Origin of the sequence: Streptomyces sp. McG3, from assembly GCF_018619185.1 — a bacterium.
Classification (GTDB): Bacteria; Actinomycetota; Actinomycetes; order Streptomycetales; family Streptomycetaceae; genus Streptomyces.
Genome location: NZ_JAAXYC010000185.1, coordinates 1 through 15,419, shown reverse-complemented (window position 1 = coordinate 15,419; position 15,419 = coordinate 1). Strand labels below are relative to the sequence as shown.

Annotated in this window: 15 protein-coding genes; 8 read left to right on the top strand and 7 right to left on the bottom strand. The window is 71.9% G+C overall.

Going from position 1 to position 15,419, the window contains the following annotated elements; translation table 11 throughout:
• Nucleotides 1-34 precede the first annotated feature (34 nt).
• The 4 genes from HET64_RS25525 (at nucleotide 35) to HET64_RS25510 (ending at nucleotide 4,879) form a co-directional block, all read left to right on the top strand.
• On the top strand, nucleotides 35-1,012 hold the full coding sequence (locus tag HET64_RS25525) for a carbohydrate ABC transporter permease (RefSeq protein WP_215109370.1): 978 nt from the start codon (nucleotides 35-37) through the stop codon (nucleotides 1,010-1,012).
• Nucleotides 1,009-1,929 (top strand): carbohydrate ABC transporter permease, encoded by a 921-nt coding sequence (locus tag HET64_RS25520; protein WP_215109362.1) that lies wholly within the window; start codon nucleotides 1,009-1,011, stop codon nucleotides 1,927-1,929. Before HET64_RS25525 ends, HET64_RS25520 begins: the two co-directional genes overlap by 4 nt.
• Before the next feature lie 59 nt (nucleotides 1,930-1,988).
• On the top strand, nucleotides 1,989-3,413 hold the full coding sequence (locus tag HET64_RS25515) for a GH1 family beta-glucosidase (protein WP_215109360.1): 1,425 nt from the start codon (nucleotides 1,989-1,991) through the stop codon (nucleotides 3,411-3,413).
• An 869-nt stretch (nucleotides 3,414-4,282) separates the two neighbouring features.
• Complete coding sequence (locus tag HET64_RS25510) at nucleotides 4,283-4,879, top strand: DUF417 domain-containing protein (RefSeq protein WP_215109358.1); 597 nt, start codon at nucleotides 4,283-4,285, stop codon at nucleotides 4,877-4,879.
• Between the two features lie 101 nt (nucleotides 4,880-4,980).
• Here the strand turns inward: HET64_RS25510 and HET64_RS25505 are convergent, their stop codons facing one another.
• Both HET64_RS25505 and HET64_RS25500 read right to left on the bottom strand, forming a co-directional pair.
• The gene (locus HET64_RS25505; protein WP_308370377.1) at nucleotides 4,981-6,444 is read right to left on the bottom strand and encodes an MFS transporter; all 1,464 of its coding nucleotides are present in this window, start codon (nucleotides 6,442-6,444) and stop codon (nucleotides 4,981-4,983) included.
• Between the two features lie 279 nt (nucleotides 6,445-6,723).
• Complete coding sequence (locus HET64_RS25500) at nucleotides 6,724-7,665, bottom strand: hypothetical protein (RefSeq protein ID WP_308370376.1); 942 nt, start codon at nucleotides 7,663-7,665, stop codon at nucleotides 6,724-6,726.
• Nucleotides 7,666-8,175: 510 nt separating this feature from the next.
• Here HET64_RS25500 and HET64_RS25495 point away from each other — a divergent pair.
• Nucleotides 8,176-8,859 carry a hypothetical protein gene (locus HET64_RS25495; RefSeq protein ID WP_215109366.1) on the top strand — a complete coding sequence of 228 codons (684 nt, stop codon included), beginning with the start codon at nucleotides 8,176-8,178 and terminating at the stop codon, nucleotides 8,857-8,859.
• Between the two features lie 299 nt (nucleotides 8,860-9,158).
• Here HET64_RS25495 and HET64_RS25490 read toward each other — a convergent pair whose 3' ends face one another.
• Nucleotides 9,159-10,109 carry a GlxA family transcriptional regulator gene (locus HET64_RS25490; RefSeq protein WP_215109354.1) on the bottom strand — a complete coding sequence of 317 codons (951 nt, stop codon included), beginning with the start codon at nucleotides 10,107-10,109 and terminating at the stop codon, nucleotides 9,159-9,161.
• Nucleotides 10,110-10,179: 70 nt separating this feature from the next.
• On the opposite strand from HET64_RS25490, the gene HET64_RS25485 reads away from it, so the two are divergent.
• A complete protein-coding gene (locus HET64_RS25485; protein ID WP_251145851.1) occupies nucleotides 10,180-10,566 on the top strand; it encodes a cupin domain-containing protein in 387 nt (128 codons plus the stop codon).
• Between the two features lie 61 nt (nucleotides 10,567-10,627).
• Here HET64_RS25485 and HET64_RS25480 read toward each other — a convergent pair whose 3' ends face one another.
• Nucleotides 10,628-10,954 carry a helix-turn-helix domain-containing protein gene (locus tag HET64_RS25480; RefSeq protein ID WP_215109352.1) on the bottom strand — a complete coding sequence of 109 codons (327 nt, stop codon included), beginning with the start codon at nucleotides 10,952-10,954 and terminating at the stop codon, nucleotides 10,628-10,630.
• A gap of 126 nt (nucleotides 10,955-11,080) precedes the next feature.
• Between HET64_RS25480 and HET64_RS25475 the strand changes: the two genes are divergently transcribed.
• Entirely contained in the window at nucleotides 11,081-11,989 is a 909-nt protein-coding gene (locus tag HET64_RS25475; RefSeq protein ID WP_215109350.1) for an NAD(P)-dependent oxidoreductase, read from the top strand.
• Between the two features lie 50 nt (nucleotides 11,990-12,039).
• On the opposite strand, the gene HET64_RS25470 is transcribed toward HET64_RS25475, so the two are convergent.
• Nucleotides 12,040-13,290 carry a mannosyltransferase family protein gene (locus HET64_RS25470; RefSeq protein WP_215109348.1) on the bottom strand — a complete coding sequence of 417 codons (1,251 nt, stop codon included), beginning with the start codon at nucleotides 13,288-13,290 and terminating at the stop codon, nucleotides 12,040-12,042.
• Between the two features lie 106 nt (nucleotides 13,291-13,396).
• On the opposite strand from HET64_RS25470, the gene HET64_RS25465 reads away from it, so the two are divergent.
• Nucleotides 13,397-13,681, top strand: coding sequence for a hypothetical protein (locus HET64_RS25465; protein WP_215109347.1), 285 nt, complete (start codon nucleotides 13,397-13,399; stop codon nucleotides 13,679-13,681).
• Nucleotides 13,682-13,915: 234 nt separating this feature from the next.
• Here HET64_RS25465 and HET64_RS25460 read toward each other — a convergent pair whose 3' ends face one another.
• Together HET64_RS25460 and HET64_RS25455 are read right to left on the bottom strand one after the other, a co-directional pair.
• Nucleotides 13,916-14,416 carry a SigE family RNA polymerase sigma factor gene (locus HET64_RS25460; protein ID WP_215109345.1) on the bottom strand — a complete coding sequence of 167 codons (501 nt, stop codon included), beginning with the start codon at nucleotides 14,414-14,416 and terminating at the stop codon, nucleotides 13,916-13,918.
• Nucleotides 14,417-14,509: 93 nt separating this feature from the next.
• A complete protein-coding gene (locus HET64_RS25455; protein WP_215109343.1) occupies nucleotides 14,510-15,319 on the bottom strand; it encodes a hypothetical protein in 810 nt (269 codons plus the stop codon).
• Between the last annotated feature and the right edge of the window lie 100 nt (nucleotides 15,320-15,419).

Sequence of the window (15,419 nt, the reverse complement as noted above, 5' to 3'; positions counted from 1 at the left end):
TCCCCGCCCGCTCCCGATCCCGAAGGGCCGCACCGTGTCCCTCACCGCCACCGCGAAGGCCGGGCCCCGCCCGTCCGGAACCGGGCCCGGCCCCGACGACGGCCGGGCCGCCGCCCTCCGGCGCACCTGGCGCAAAGCCTCCCCGTACGCCTACATCGCCCCCTTCTTCACCCTGTTCCTGGCCTTCGGGCTCTTCCCGCTCCTCTACACGGCGTTCGTCTCGCTCTACCGGGTCGAGCTCCAGACGAGCGGCGAGATGGAGTGGCGGGGCATCGCCAACTACACGGCGCTGTTCACCGACGAGTACTTCTGGATCTCGCTGCGCAACACGTTCACGATCGGCGTGCTGTCCACGGTCCCGCAGCTCGCGATGGCACTCGGACTCGCGCACCTGCTCAACTACAAGCTGCGCGGCCGGACCTTCATCCGGACGGCGATCCTGCTCCCGTACGCCACGTCGGTGGCCGCTGCCACGCTCGTCTTCGCCCAGCTCTTCGGCCGCGACTTCGGGCTGATCAACTACGTGATCGGGCTGGTCGGCTTCGATCCGGTGGACTGGCAGACGGGCACGGTCGCCTCGCAGATCGCGGTCTCCAGCATCGTGATCTGGCGCTGGACCGGGTACAACGCGCTGATCTATCTGGCGGGCATGCAGTCGATCCCGCACGAGCTGTACGAGGCGGCGGAGATGGACGGGGCGTCGCGCTGGCGGCAGTTCATCCACGTCACGCTCCCCGGGCTCCGCCCCACGATCGTCTTCACGGTGATCATCTCGACGATCGGCGCGACCCAGCTCTTCGGCGAGCCGCTGCTGTTCGAAGGATCGATCTCCGGCGGCATCTCGCACCAGTACCAGACCCTCGGCCTGTACATGTACGAGCAGGGCTGGGGCTTCTTCCACCTGGGCCGGGCCGCGGCCATCGCCTGGGTGATGTTCGTCCTGATCGTGGTGCTCGTCGGGGCCAACGCCCTGATCGCGCGCCGCCGCGCCGCCAAGGAGGCCGGCCGATGACCGCGCTCGCCGCACCGCCGACCGCGCCCGGGAAGGGCCGCCCGCCGCAGGACCCGCCGGGCAGGCGGGCCCGCAGGGTGGGCAAGGGGGGTGCGGGCCGAACGATGAAGGGCGGCTGGCTCTCCTACCTCATCCTCGGCTTCGCGCTGCTGATCTCCGCGTTCCCGTTCTACTGGACGATCGTCGCGGCCAGCCGGTCCAACGCGGACCTGGCGCAGGTGCCGCCGAGCCTGCTGCCCGGACCGAACCTCATCAAGAACTTCGACGCGGTCCTCGAAGAGGCCGACATCGGCAAGGCCCTGCTCAACTCGCTGATCGTGTCCGGCTCGATCACGCTCGGCACGGTCCTGTGCTGCACGCTCGCCGGATTCGCCTTCGCCAAGCTGAGGTTCCGGGGCCGGGGCGCGCTGCTGACGCTGACGATCGGGACGATGATGATCCCGCCGCAGCTCGGCGTGATCCCGCTCTTCATGCTGATCGCCGAGCTCCAGTGGGTGAACCAGCTCCAGGCGGTGATCCTGCCGGGCCTGGTCTCGGCGTTCGGGGTGTTCTTCATGCGCCAGTACCTGGTGCAGTCGCTGCCGGACGAGCTGATCGAGGCGGCCCGGGTGGACGGGGCGTCGACGGCCCGGATCTTCTGGTCGATCGTGATCCCGATCGCGCGGCCGGGGATGGCGGTGCTCGGGATGCTCACGTTCATGACGGCGTGGAACGACTTCTTCTGGCCGATCATCGCGCTGTCCTCGCAGGAGCCGACCGTGCAGGTCGCGCTGCGTCAGCTCGGCGGCGGTTACGTCAACGACCAGTCGGTGATCATGGCCGGCACGCTGCTCGGCACGCTGCCCGTGCTGCTGGTCTTCGGCCTGCTGGGCCGGCAGATCGTCGGCGGCATCATGCAGGGCGCGGTCAAGGGCTGACGCCCCGAGCCCGGCCGCCGGCCCGTTCCCTCCCCCTCACTTCCTGGAGTGTCACTCTCATGACCGCTGTCGATGCCCGTCCGGCGAACTCCGCGGGTCCCCGCCCCGACACCGTGGCGGACCTCCGCTTCCCCACCGCGTTCCGCTGGGGGACCGCCACCGCCGCCTATCAGATCGAGGGCGGAGCCACCGAGGACGGCCGTACGGCGTCCATCTGGGACACCTTCAGCCGGACGCCCGGCAAGGTGCGCAACGGCGACACCGGTGACATCGCCGCCGACCATCTGCACCGGATGCCGGACGACGTACGCCTGATGAAGGAGCTGGGCGTCACCGACTACCGGTTCTCCGTCTCCTGGCCCCGGGTCCAGCCGACCGGCCGGGGCCCGGCCGTGGAGCGCGGCCTGGACTTCTACCGCCGTCTGGTGGACGAGCTGCTGGCGGCCGGGATCAGACCGGTCGCCACGCTCTACCACTGGGACCTGCCGCAGGAGCTGGAGGACGCGGGCGGCTGGCCGGAGCGGGACACGGCGCACCGGTTCGCGGAGTACGCGGGCCTGGTGGCCGGGGCGCTGGGCGACCGGGTGCCGACCTGGACGACGCTCAACGAGCCCTGGTGCGCGGCGTTCCTGGGGTACGGGAACGGGGTCCACGCCCCCGGCCGGACCAGCGACCTCGCGGCCCTGCGCGCCGCCCACCACCTGAACCTGGCGCACGGCGCGGGCGCCCGCGTCCTGCGCGACCTGCTGCCGGACACCGCCGAGATCTCCCTCACCCTGAACCTCCACGCGCTGCGCCCGCTGACGGACACGGCGGCGGACCGGGACGCGGTGCGCCGGATCGACGCGGTGGCCAACCGGATCTTCCTGGACCCGGTCTTCCACGGGCGGCTGCCGCAGGACCTGGTCGAGGACACGGCGGAGGTGACGGACTGGTCGTTCGTGCGGGACGGCGACCTGGAGGTGACGTCGGCGCCGATCGACTCGCTGGGCATCAACTACTACTCCCCCAGCGTGGTTTCGGCGGGTGCGTCGGAGTCCCCGTCGCCGTGGGCGGGCGCGGAACGGCATGTGGCGTTCACCCCCGCGGCCGGCCCGCGCACCGCGATGGACTGGCCGGTCGACGCGAACGGCCTGTACGAGCTGCTGACCCGCCTCCGTGACGAGCTCCCCTCCGTGCCGCTGCTGGTGACGGAGAACGGGGCGGCGTACGACGACTACGCCGACCCGGAGGGCGCGGTCCACGACCCGGAGCGGGTGGCGTACCTGGACGCCCACCTGACGGCGGTGCACCGGGCGATCGCGGACGGGGTGGACGTACGCGGGTACTTCCTGTGGTCGTTGCTGGACAACTTCGAGTGGGCGTACGGCTACAGCAAGCGGTTCGGCATCGTGCACGTGGACTTCGCGTCGCAGCGCCGCACGGCGAAGGACAGCGCGCGGTGGTACGCCGAGGTGATCGCGCGGGGCGGCCTGGAGCGCTGAACCCGGGGGGTGCGCCGGGGCGGGGCGGCTGACGGCCACCCCGCTGCCTGCCGGTTGCGGGGTCGCGGGTTACGCAGGGGCTCGGGGCGGCATGCGCCCCGGGCCCCGACGCGTGTCCGGGGGCTGCTCGGGGTGCGCCCGTGGCTTCTGAAGGTGTGCCCGGCCGCACGGTACGGGCGATGAGGATTTTCTCCCGGAATCGGCCGGGCTACTTTCGGCCTGATGAATCACCGGTGAAGTCCCCCGCACCGGCGGGTAACCGGTCCGGAGGGCGGCCGAGTGCCCGCATGGCCCGAAGAGGCCGTGGGAGTACGGCCCGGCCCACGCCCCCGGAACGTGGCCGGGCCCCACGCCGGGCAGAACGAGGCAGCTCAGCCGAGGGGTGGGTCGGAGCGCGTCCGGGCCGGTGAGCCGGGTGGCGGCACCACCGGCACGGTCGGCTCCGATCTCGTGCGCGGCCGATCTTCGGGCGTCGCGCGGACGGCCGGCCAACGCCCGTTGCCCTGATGCAACTTGGCGCGAATCGGTTGCCTCCTGCGGAGGCCGATCCTTACGCCTCTTGACCTCCGGACCCCCGCCCGTATGGTCTAGACCAAGCAGTGAGAGGCAGTCGGCGGCGGTGGTCACGCGCCGCCCCTGCCTCGCCCACGTACTCGGCCAGGCATGTTCGACCCCACCTTCCGAATCCGCCAGTTCCTCCGAATCCTCCAGCCGAGGAGAACTCCAGGGCCCAGCGAGAGGCCCGTCACCTCCTGCGCCGAAACGACAGAGCCGACGCTTCACGCAAAACGCCCGACAGGCGTCCGCGTACCCGCGCGGACCGCCCATGCACGCTTTCCCACCCCCACGGACACAGCGGGAGATCGCACATGAGGAGCCACACCGCAGAGCCGAGCCTTTCGCCGCCCGGCAGCGCACCCCATCCTCCGTCGCACACAACCGGGTTCGCCCGCGAACGCGCGGCCCCGGCCGGCGCCCGGGCAGCCCTTCAACGGCTGGCCGACCACGTCAACGCACGCGCCCTGGACCTGCTGAGGATGACCGTCGGGATCGTCTTCCTCGGCTTCGGCGTCCTGAAGCTGTTCCCCTCGGCCAGCCCCGCGGAGCAACTGGCCGTCGACGCGGCCACGAAGATGACCCTGGGGCTCGTACCGGAGACGGTGCTGCTGCTCTCCCTCGCCGCACTGGAGACGGCCATCGGGATCGGCCTGATCGTGGGCGGCCGGCTGCTGCGCCCCACCCTCGTCGCGTTCTTCCTCCACATGGGCGGCGTGTTCTCGACCCTCGTCCTCCTCCCCGACGCGATGTGGCAGCCCCACTCCCCCGCGCCGACCATGGAAGGGCAGTACGTCGTCAAGAACGTGGTCCTGGTGGCCGTGTGCCTGGTCGTGGCCGCTGACGCGTGGGGAAGCGGGTCCAGGTCGTCACGGCGGTCGGACGGGACCGACCGGACGGCGTCGGGCTGAAAGGAGCAGGGCCCCCGCCCCAGAACACTCCGACCACGGCAAGGACGGCAGCAGCAACAGCAGGGACAGCAGCAGTGAGGTGACGGTGGCCTCGACGGCGGTCAGCCGACGTGGACCGGCACCTCGGCGGGTCGGTCCGGGGAGGCCTCGGGGCGGGGGCCACGGAGCATGGTCGCGGCGACGATCGCCGCGACCACCAGGGTCACGGCGGTGGCGAGGAACACCGCGGAATAGCCCTCGGTGAGGGCGGCCCCCCGCCCCGAGCCGGCCGCGGCGGACCGTTCGACGGCACTCAGGTAGATCGTGGTGAACACCGAGAGGCCCACGCATCCGCCGATCTGCATGGCGGAGTTGACCAGAGCCGATGCCGCGCCGGCGTCGTGGTGACCGACACCGGCGAGCGCGACGTTCTGCACCGGGATGATCACGAACGCGATCCCGATGCCCACGACCACGAGGCCGCCGAAGACCTCCGTCCAGTAGCTTCCGTCGGCCGTGACGAAGGTCAGCCACACCATCCCGGCCGCGGCGGTCAACGGCCCGCCGGTCATCAGGACACGCGGCCCCCGGGTGGGCAGCAGCCTGGCGGCCACGGGTGCGGTGATCATGGTCGCGAAGGTCATCGCGAGGCTCGCGAGTCCGGCGAGCAGCGGGGAGAGCCCGAGCACGATCTGGAGGTGGAACATCAGGTAGAGGGTCATTCCGATGTAGACGGCGCCGATGGCCGCCTGGATGAGGAACGCTCCGGCGCGGGCACGGTCACGCACGATCCGCAGCGGCAGCAACGGCTGTGCGGCGCGGGCCTCGATCCACACGAACACCGCGAGCAGCACCAGGCCCCCGGCGAGGAAGCCGACGGTGTCCGGCTCGGTCCACCCGGACTCGGCCAGGGTGAACCCGTAGACCAGCGCGGCCAGGCCGAGCGTGACGGCCAGGGTGCCCCGGATGTCGTACCGGTTGTCGCCCTCGACCCGGCTCTCGGAGACGAACAGCAGCGCGCCGATCAGGCCGACGACGGCGAAGACGATGTTGACCAGCAGGCACCACCGCCAGTCCGCGAACTCGGTCAGGACGCCGCCCAGCGCCAGGCCCACCGCGGCACCGGTGCCGGCGACGGTGCCGAAGACCGCGAACGCCGTTCCGCGCTCACGCCCCGCCGGGAACGTGACCGTCAGCAGCGCGAGCGCCGCTGGGGCCAGCAGCGCAGCGAAGGCGCCCTGGAGACCGCGCGCCGCGATCAGCTCGGTCCCGCTCTGCGCGAGCCCGCCCCACACGGAGGCGGCGCCGAACCCGAGCATCCCGACCATGTAGCTGCGCTTGCGCCCCCAGTAGTCGGCGACGCGCCCGCCGAGCAGCAGCAGCGCGCCGAACGCCAGGACGTAGGCGGTGATGACCCACTGCCGCTCGGTGTCGCTCAGCTCCAGTTCGAGCTGGGCCTGGGGCAGGGCCACGTTGACGATGGTCGCGTCGAGCACGACCACCAGTTGCGTCAGGGCGATCACCGCGAGCGCCCACCATCGGCGGGGATCGGGCGCGGTGGGCTGGGACGGCAGGAGGACAGACACGAAAAAACCTCCGGGGTTCTGTCTAACGAGCGCCGGAGGTTTCAAGCCTCGGACCAGACAGCCGGACGGCGGGGTCTGACCACCTCGGCCACGGGGCCGAGCCCCACCATCCTAACCACCGGCCGGGGCCCGGTCCGCGCCACGGACGGCCGTGATCCGGCTCACAGGTGGCACGTCGACGCGGTCAGCACGTGGTTCACGTCCTGGTCCGGGTCGCAGGGTTCGGCACCGTCCGACGAGCCGGTCCAGGGCCGCCCCACCGTGCCACGCGGGGGCTCCTCATCGGCCGCCCCCGCGGGTGCGGAGCCAGTACGAGCGGGTGGCGGCGATCAGGGCGCATCCGTAGACGGCGAACGCGACCATGCCGATCCAACCGGCCAGCAACGCGTCGCCGGGCGAGGGGAAGTCCCCCTGGCGCATCGTGACCACGCCGGCCGTGGCCAGAGCCAGGTAGCCGATGCCGAGCACCCCGTACGGGGCCAGGGTGGCGGCACCCACCAGGGCCGGGAGGAGCGGGAGCCCGCGGGGGACGCGCCTGCCGCGCAGCCACGGCGTCCAGCGCGGGTAGACCTGGCCCCATGGCCGGACCAGACCCCACAGCAGGAAGACGCCGAGCGCGGCCAGCAGCACGGTGCCGTCCAGGCCCCAGGACTCCAGGGTGAGCCAGATTCCCGACGCTCCGTTGTGCTCGGAGATCGCGAGCATCTGCTCGCCGGTGACCCCGGCGAAGGTGCCGCCGGACACCCATACGAGCTTCATCGCCACGTAGGGCAGGAAGGCCACCGTGCCCGCACAGGCGGCGAGTTGCACCGACCGGGTGGCAGCGGACGGGGCCGGCGGGACGGACGGGTCCGGCGCGACGGTCGCGGCGCCCGGGCCGCCGACGGTCCGGGCCGTGGTCGCGAGCAGCAGGCACCCGGTCGCCGCCAGGGCGTGGTTCGCGGCGGCCGGCACGCTGTCCACCCCCTGGCCGAACATCAGCGTGATGACGTCCATCAGCAGGCCGAACGCCGCGCACCCCGCCAGTACGCAGGCCACCCACAGCAGTACGCGCGGGCCCGGCCGCACCCCGTACCGCGTCACCGCGCCGGAAGCCGCCGCGGCCAGCACCCCCACCGCCACGACCGCCCAGCTCAGCGCCGGGGAGGCCGGGGTGCCGCCCAGGTGGAAGAGCGGCGTTCCTCCCAGCGCGCACACCAGGCCGAACCCCGCGTACGCCACCGCCCATACGGTCGTGGCCCGGTCCACCCCGCTCGGCCACCGCCGCCCCCACACGCGCCGAAGCACCCGCACCCCTGCCTCGGACCCGGTCGCGGTCCCCGTCCCGGTCCCTTCGGCCCCTGTTTCGGTCCCTGCTTCGGTTCCTGTTCCCTGTCTTGTCACGGCCTCCATGAACCGAACATCGCACCGGCCGGGCAGTGCGACATCAACCTCCGGAACGAACCGCCTCCCCCGCGCGGGGCACCGCCCTCGTCCGCACGTCCCCCACGTTCTCCCCTGCGCGCCCGCGTTATGGAGAAACCCGCCCGATTCCGCGCCGCATCGTTCTGTTTCCGGGGCCCGAACACGCCCCGTGAAGAGCTAGGTGACGCACATTCACCCCCCCTTTCATGGAACCGATTCGCTGAGACAGAACCTGGACATTCGCAGGATCATTTCGAGAACGAGTCGGCCCTAACGTCGTGGTTGTCAGCAGGCAGCACCGCAATCGACAACCCGCTGGAGATCATGATGCGCTCGCGTCTCGCCGCCCGTTCCACCCGTCTCGTCCTGGCCGCCGCAGCCGTGACAGCCCTCGCCGCCACCACCGCCTGCGGGCCCGAGGACCCCACGGAGAACGGAGCGGCCGCACCCACCGCCGCTTCGACCCCCGCCGACGACGCGCAGGGCGAGGCCTCCTCCGGGGACAGCGCCACCGGCGGTGAGAGCACATCGGCGAGCGGCTCCGAGTCCAGCGGCGGCACCGGCGACAAGGGCGAAGCAGGCACCGGGGACAAGAGCGGCTACGGCCAGTCCTGCGGCACCAACGACCTCGACTTCACCGTGACGTGGGAAGCCCAGCCGATCAGCCACTACCTGATCACCGCCAAGGCCAAGTCCGGCATCACCTGCTACCTGGACGTCAACACCCCCAGCGTCTCCTTCGGCTCAGGCGCCGAGGGTGTCGCCTCGCCCGTCGGCCAGGGCGGCGAAGACCCGATCAAGCTCTCCGGCTCCTCCGTCGCGTACGCCGGTATCAACGTCAAGACCACGGAGGGCGAGGGCGGCAAGCAGTTCGAGCACGTCATCATCGCCACCACGGAGGAAGACCCCGACCCCGCCCAGGTCGAGCTCCCCGACGCGCCCACCGTGGACAAGCCGATCGTCACCAACTGGTCCACCAAGCGCGACGAGACGATCCCGCGCGTCATCTGACGGCCCGCTTCCGACGGCACCCGCCGCCACCGGGTCGACCGCGTCGACGACGGGCCGCAGGAGCGTGACTCTCGTCGGCCTGATGGCGACCGACGCTTGGGAGCACACCGGGGAAGGCTTCTCGACGAGCTCGCACCCGGGGCGTCAGCACCCACGACGACCGAATCGCAACACGCCACTGCCGACGGGCACTCCAGGATCTGCCAGGCCGGCCGGGACCACACATCACCGAACGGTGAACGGATCGACACCGGCGCGGCTACCACGACAGCGCAGAGCCGACGGCATCCAGGGGGCTGTCACCTCGGCTCCGCCCGAAACGCCCGGCGGTAGGCGCCAGGCGTCGTGCCCAGGGCGTCGAGGAAGCGCCTGCGGAGGTTGGTGGCCGAGGAGAGCCCGACGCGGCGGGCAACGGCGTCCACCGGGAGACCGGAGGATTCCAACAGCTCCCGGGCCGCGATGACCCGCTGTGCGAGCAGCCACCGTCCCGGGCTGGTGCCGAGCTGCTCGGCGAAGCGACGGGCCAGGGTTCGAGCGGAGCAACCGGCGTGTACGGCCAGGTCCTCGACGGTCAGCGGTTCGTCGAGCCGGCCCGTCGCCCACTCGACGAGCGGCGCGAGCGAGCCGTCGACCTGGGAGGGGCGGGGCGGTGCGGCGTACTGCAGTTGACCACCTTCGCGGTGCGGCGGCATGACCATGTTCCGGGAGACGTGAGCGGCGTACTCGGCGCCCTGATCGGCCCGTACCAGGTGCAGACACAGATCGATCGCGGCCCCGGCGCCCGCGCTCGTGGCGACGTCACCATGGTCCACGTACAGCACGTCCGGATCGAGGCGGACGGCCGGGAACCGCGCGGCGAACTCGTCCGCCAGCGCCCAATGAGTGGTCGCCGAGCGGCCGTCGAGCAGGCCGGCGTGTGCCAGGGCGAAGGCGCCGGAGCAGATGCTGACCACGCGTGCGCCGCGCTCGTGCGCGCGGCGCAGGGCCCGTACGACAGCGGGCGACGGGGGTTCGTCGGTGGGCAGCCAGCCGGGGACGATCACGGTGGCCGCCCGGTCCAGGGCGTCGAGGCTGTCGGCGACGAGCATGTCGTATCCGGCGCGCGTGGTGACGGGGCCCGGGTTCTCGGTGCAGACGACGAAGCTGTACCGGGTGGGCAGCCCCCGCCGCTCGATACCGAACACCTCGGCAGCACAGGCGAGTTCGAAGGTCGACTGGGGTGCGTGGACGAGTGCCGCTACACGGTGCATGGCAGGAAAGTACCGGAGAACGTCAATCGAGACACTGGGCGGGGCGCAGGCGCTCGGCGAAGCTTGCTCCATGACGAGACAGAAGCCACGGCAGGCACACAGGACACCGGCGGAAGACACTTCGGTACGGGCGGGCGGACAGCTGCCCGGCTATGTGTGGTCCGCCGTACACGACGCGCCGACGCGTGAACTCTTCCCCGGCATTCGGCTGCGCCCCCTGTGGAGCGGCGGGAACGGCGCGAAGGCCCAGCTGCTGGAGATGGATCCGCACACGTGCTGGGAGGGCGTCGACGTCCACGAACCGGGACCGGAAGAGGTCTTCGTGGTCTCCGGCGTCTTCAACGACGGCCAACGGGACTATCCCGCAGGCACGTTCATCCACGCTCCCGCCGGCTCGTCACACATCCCGCAGACCACGTCGGGCTGCACGCTCTTCGTCTTCTATCCCGAAGGCTAGTGCTGCGATCTCACGTGATCGATCGCTGCGGTTCATGACGGGCGAGGCTGCCCGTGGCCGGTCACGGCAGGTTTTCGAGGCGGTCCATGTGCTCCTCGCCCCACTCGCCGAGCGGCATGAGCGCGGCGACGAGTGAGCGGCCGAAGTCGGTCAGCGAGTACTCCACCTTCGGCGGCACCTGCTCGTGCACCTCTCGGTGCACGAGTCCGGCCGCCTCCATCTCGCGCAGTTGCAGAGTCAGCATCCGCTCGCTGATTCCGGCGACCGTCCGCCGCAACTCCCCGAAGCGCACATGCTCTTCCTCACCGAGCCAGAAGAGGATCAGCCCTTTCCACTTTCCGCCCATGACGGCGATGGCGGCGTCGAATCCGCAGGTGTACTTCCGCATGGCCCCTCCCACTTCCACTGACAAGAATGTGGGTACCGAACAAAAATGTCGGTACTTGTGCAATCTATTGTGCCGCCACAGCATGGAGATCACCGAAGCCCGTAACTCCCCTTATAGGAGCGGAATATGTCCACGCAGCATCAGCACCGGAACCAGCACCGGACCCCCGTGACCGTCATCGGCCTGGGCTCGATGGGCAGCGCCCTGGCGGCGGCCTTCCTGGCGGCGGGGCACCCGACCACGGTGTGGAACAGAACCGCGTCGCGGGCTGCCCCGCTCGTCGCCGAGGGTGCCGCGCATCCGGAGACCGTGGCGGAAGCCGTCGCGGCGAGTCCGCTGGTGATCACCTGCCTGACGACGTACGAGGACACCATCGAGGCCCTGGAGCCGGCGGCTGCCGCGCTGAAGGGCAGGGACCTCGTGACCCTCAACAGCGGGTCCCCGGCCGGCGCCCGCCGCACGGCGGAGTGGGTGCGGGGGCACGGCGCACGCTATCTCGGCGGTGCGATCAAGAACGTACCGCCGGCGGTGGGCGCCGGGGACACGCTCCTCTACTACAGCGGCGATGCCACGGTCTTCACCGCGCACGAGCCGGTACTGCGGGTGCTGGGTGGGGACACCGTGTACCTCGGCGCGGACCCGGACCTCGCCGCCCTGTACGAGATGGCGGTGGGCGGCACGCTGTTGCCCGCGCTCGTCGGCTTCTTCCAGGGGGCGGCGGCGCTGCAGGCACGCGGCCTGGAGGCGGCTTCGATGGTGCGGTTCACCGAGAAGTGGCTGGAGATGATCGCTTCGGTGCTGCCCGTGCTGGCCGGGGAGATCGACAGCGGCGACTACCGCCAGCCGCTGTCCTCGGTGAACGTCTTCGTGGCCGGGGCCGCGCACGATGCGGAGCTCGGGAAGGAGGCCGGCCTCGACGTGGAGTGGCACAAGCCGTTCCACGAGCTGCTGGAGCGGGCGGTGGAGGCCGGTTACGGGACGCAGAGCATCGCCGCACTGACGGAGATCCTCAGGGAGCCCCGGCGCGCCGCATAGGGCCACCGGGGTCCGTCATCGGTACGGGTGCCGCAGGCGGCGGGGCGTGCTCACCCCGCCCACCTCCCCGTCAGGAACGTCAGCGCGACGAGCGTCGTCACCGGCGCGGCCACGCTCAAGTACGCCGTCCTGAACCACGGCCTCCGCAGGCTCAGCGCCGCCAGGCCGATCCACAGCGGCCACCACAGCAGCGTGGCGCGCGGGATCGACGTGTACCAGTACGAGGTGCCCAGGGCCCAGAGGCTGAGGGCCACGTACAGCGCCTCGGGCCAGCGGCGGCGGTACAGGAGTACGGCCACCAGCGCGAGCCCCACCAGCATCGCCACGAGTTCCGCCTGGAACATGAGCGCGTAGCCGGTCGTCTGCGTGTGGCCGAACGCCCCGCTCCAGGTGTTCGCCCACGCCTCCCACGGGGTGTGGAACGTCCGGTGCCAACCACGCTCCTGCGCGTGCTTCCAGGCCATCCAGTCGCCGGTGTACACGTGTAGGTACCAGCTGTACGCGGCCGGGGGCAGCGCCGGAAGCAGCGTCCAGCCCGCCGCTCGCCAGTTCCGCCGGTCCCGCTTCTCCCGGGCGGTCAGCACGAGGAGCAGGGCGACGGCGGCGGCGAGGAACAGGCCGCTGACCCGCACCGTCGTCGCCAGTGCCGTCAGCACGGCGGCGAGCGCCCACCGGTGCCGCACAGCGGCGAGCCAGGCGGGCAGGGCGAACGCGAGGAACAGCGCCTCCGTGTAGCCGGCCGCCAGGAACACCGCGCAGGGCGAGAGCAGGAAGAGAACAGCCGTACGGCGGCCCGCCGCGTTCTCCGGCAGATACGTCCGCGCGATACGGGCCAGGGCCAGTACGGCCACCGCCCCCGCGACGAACGAGATCAGCAGCCCGGCGGCCGTCCAGTCCGGCACCACCGTGTGCACGGCCCGGAGCAGGAAGGGATAGCCCGGGAAGAACGCCTCCCGATTGTCCCAGCCGCTCGTCCACGGACCCGTGCCGGCGGGGAAGTAGCCGTCGCGCGCTATGTGGAGGTAGTGGTTCGCGTCCCACCGCTGGAAGGGCGCGAGTACGGGCGCCGCCTCCCGCGTACCGGGGCGGGCCGGGAACAGCCAGCGGGCGAAGTGGGCCGTGATCCACAGGGATATCCGGGTCAGGAGGTAGAGCCACAGCACGGCCCGGTCGGCAGGGGTCAGGCGGGCCGCCGCCCGGCGGAGCCGCCCCGCCCGGGGCTCGGCCGGGGCGGCGGTCCGGTGCCCGGGTGGTACGGGGCAGTCGGCAGGAGGCCGCAGCCCGGGGGAGAGCGTGGACAACTGAGGCACCTTTCGGGCGTGCCTCGCGGATACGCCGAGGCGGACGGGACAGCCCGGTGAAGCCGCCGGGGCACGGAAGGGAGAGAGGGAGGGGGGGTGCGAGTTGGTGGCGGGCGTCAGCGGCGCGCCGTGTCAGGGCATCGACGTCGCCCCACCGGTCGTCGCCGACGGCGTGGACGTCGGCGGCGGCCGCGTCGTGCTCGCGGTCGTCCCCGCCCCCGTATTCGTGCGCGTACGCGTCGTACTCGTCCTCGTGGGCGCTCCGCCCGGCCCGGAGGACCGGCCCTCCGCCCCGGAGGTCTCCGCACCCCCCGGCAACGTGGAGCTCGGCGTCGGCGGCCGGGACGGCGACTGCGTCGGCAGCCGGTCCGACGGGAAGGGCGACGGGTAGCTGGGCGACGGGCCCGTGGCCGGGGCGACCGGCTGCGGCCTGACCGGCAGCAGGCCCACCGCGACCGCGCCGCCCCCGCCGACGACCAGGCACACGCCCACCGCGACCACGGCCATCCGGCGTCGCCGCGCGCGCATTCCACGTCGCGTGATGCTCGGCGCGTCGTCCGCGTCGGAGCGGGTCTGCCCGAACTCACCGGCCTCCCGGAACAGGGACCGCAACGGATCCCGCGGGTCAGACATCAGGGGCCTCCTCGATGCGGGGGTCCCGCAGACGGAGGGCGAGCGCCGCCCGTCCGCGAACCAGATGCGTCTTGATCGTGCTGCCGGAGAGCCCGGTCTCCCCGGCGATCTGCTCGACCGTGAGGTCGCACAGGTAGTGCAGGGTCAGCGTCCGGCGCTGTTGCGGAGGCAGTTCCCGGAGCGCGTCGACCAGGACCACCTGGCCCGGGTCCGGCGGTTCCACGTGTCCGGGCGCGCCGCTCCCCCGCCTCCAGGCGTCCGCCGAACGCCGCCGGAAGCGCCAACGGCTCACCGCCAGCCGCCAGGCGACCGTACGGATCCACGCCTCGGGGCTGCCGTCGCGGTCCAGCCGGCCGCGCCGGACCCACGCCTTGACGAACGCTTCCTGCACGACGTCCTGCGCCTCCTGGAGATCGCCGGTCATCACGTACAGCTGGCCCGTGAGACGCGCGACCGCCTGGGCGTAGAACTCTTCGAACTCCTCGACGGTCAAAAGTTGCTCCCGGACTCTTTCGCTTCACCGGGTATACGCCCGCCGCAGGTCATCCGGTCGACACTACCCAGGAGGAATCGGGGGTGACGGTCGTCACAGCGGTCGAAGGGCCCGGCGCAGCGCGACGATCGCGGCCGGCCGGACATCGTGCCCGTGCCGTTCCATCCAGGCGAGCCACACGTCGACGTCGTCGTCCAGGTCGGGCTCCTCGCCCTTCCCTGCGTCGGTCGTCCGCCGCCGCAGCCACGCGACGGCGTCCTCGCGCCGCTCCACCGCGTGCGGGGCCAGCTCGCCCACGGTCAGCACCAGTTGCTCCGCCGCCGACAGGCCGGGCTCGTCATCGAACCGGACCAGGAAGCGGTCGATGAGGTCGTCCGCCCGGTGGGTGGCCCGTGCGAGCACGGCGGCCACGCCGGCCCGGACGTCTTCGTCGCCTTCCACGTCGTCGGCGAGCCGCGGCAGCAGCGCGTCGACCGCCCGCTCCCAGGCGGCGGACCAGGCGGCGGGTGCGGCATGCCGCCGCCCGCCGAGCTTCGGGACGGACTCCGCGGCGCGGGCGTTGGCTTCCCCGGCGCGGGCGAGAACGACGAGCGTCTCCAGGATCTGCGGACGCACCCTCACGGCCGGGTCCCGGACGGCCTCGACGAGGAACGGAAGCACCTCGGGCGCAGCGTGCCGCACCGAACCGCCGTCGCCGCAGCACGCGAAGTGAAGCGTGGTGAGGGCGTCATCGGCCGTTCGCGGATCGGGGGACCAGAGACGCTCCAGCAGGTCCGGCCCGTACTGCCCGTCCGACCCGGGGATGTAGGGGTCGACCACCTTCGCCCAGTCGACCTCCGCGGCGAACCGGCCCGTCAACGCCGCACGCGCACCCGCGCGCTCCATGTCCTCCGTGTCCTTCATGCCGCCCCTCCCCCGTTCCGCTTCGGCCTCCCGAAGCTCAAGCCGTGAGATCCGAGCGCTCTTGACAAGGATGGGGTGGATGTGTCTCTTATAGACATCT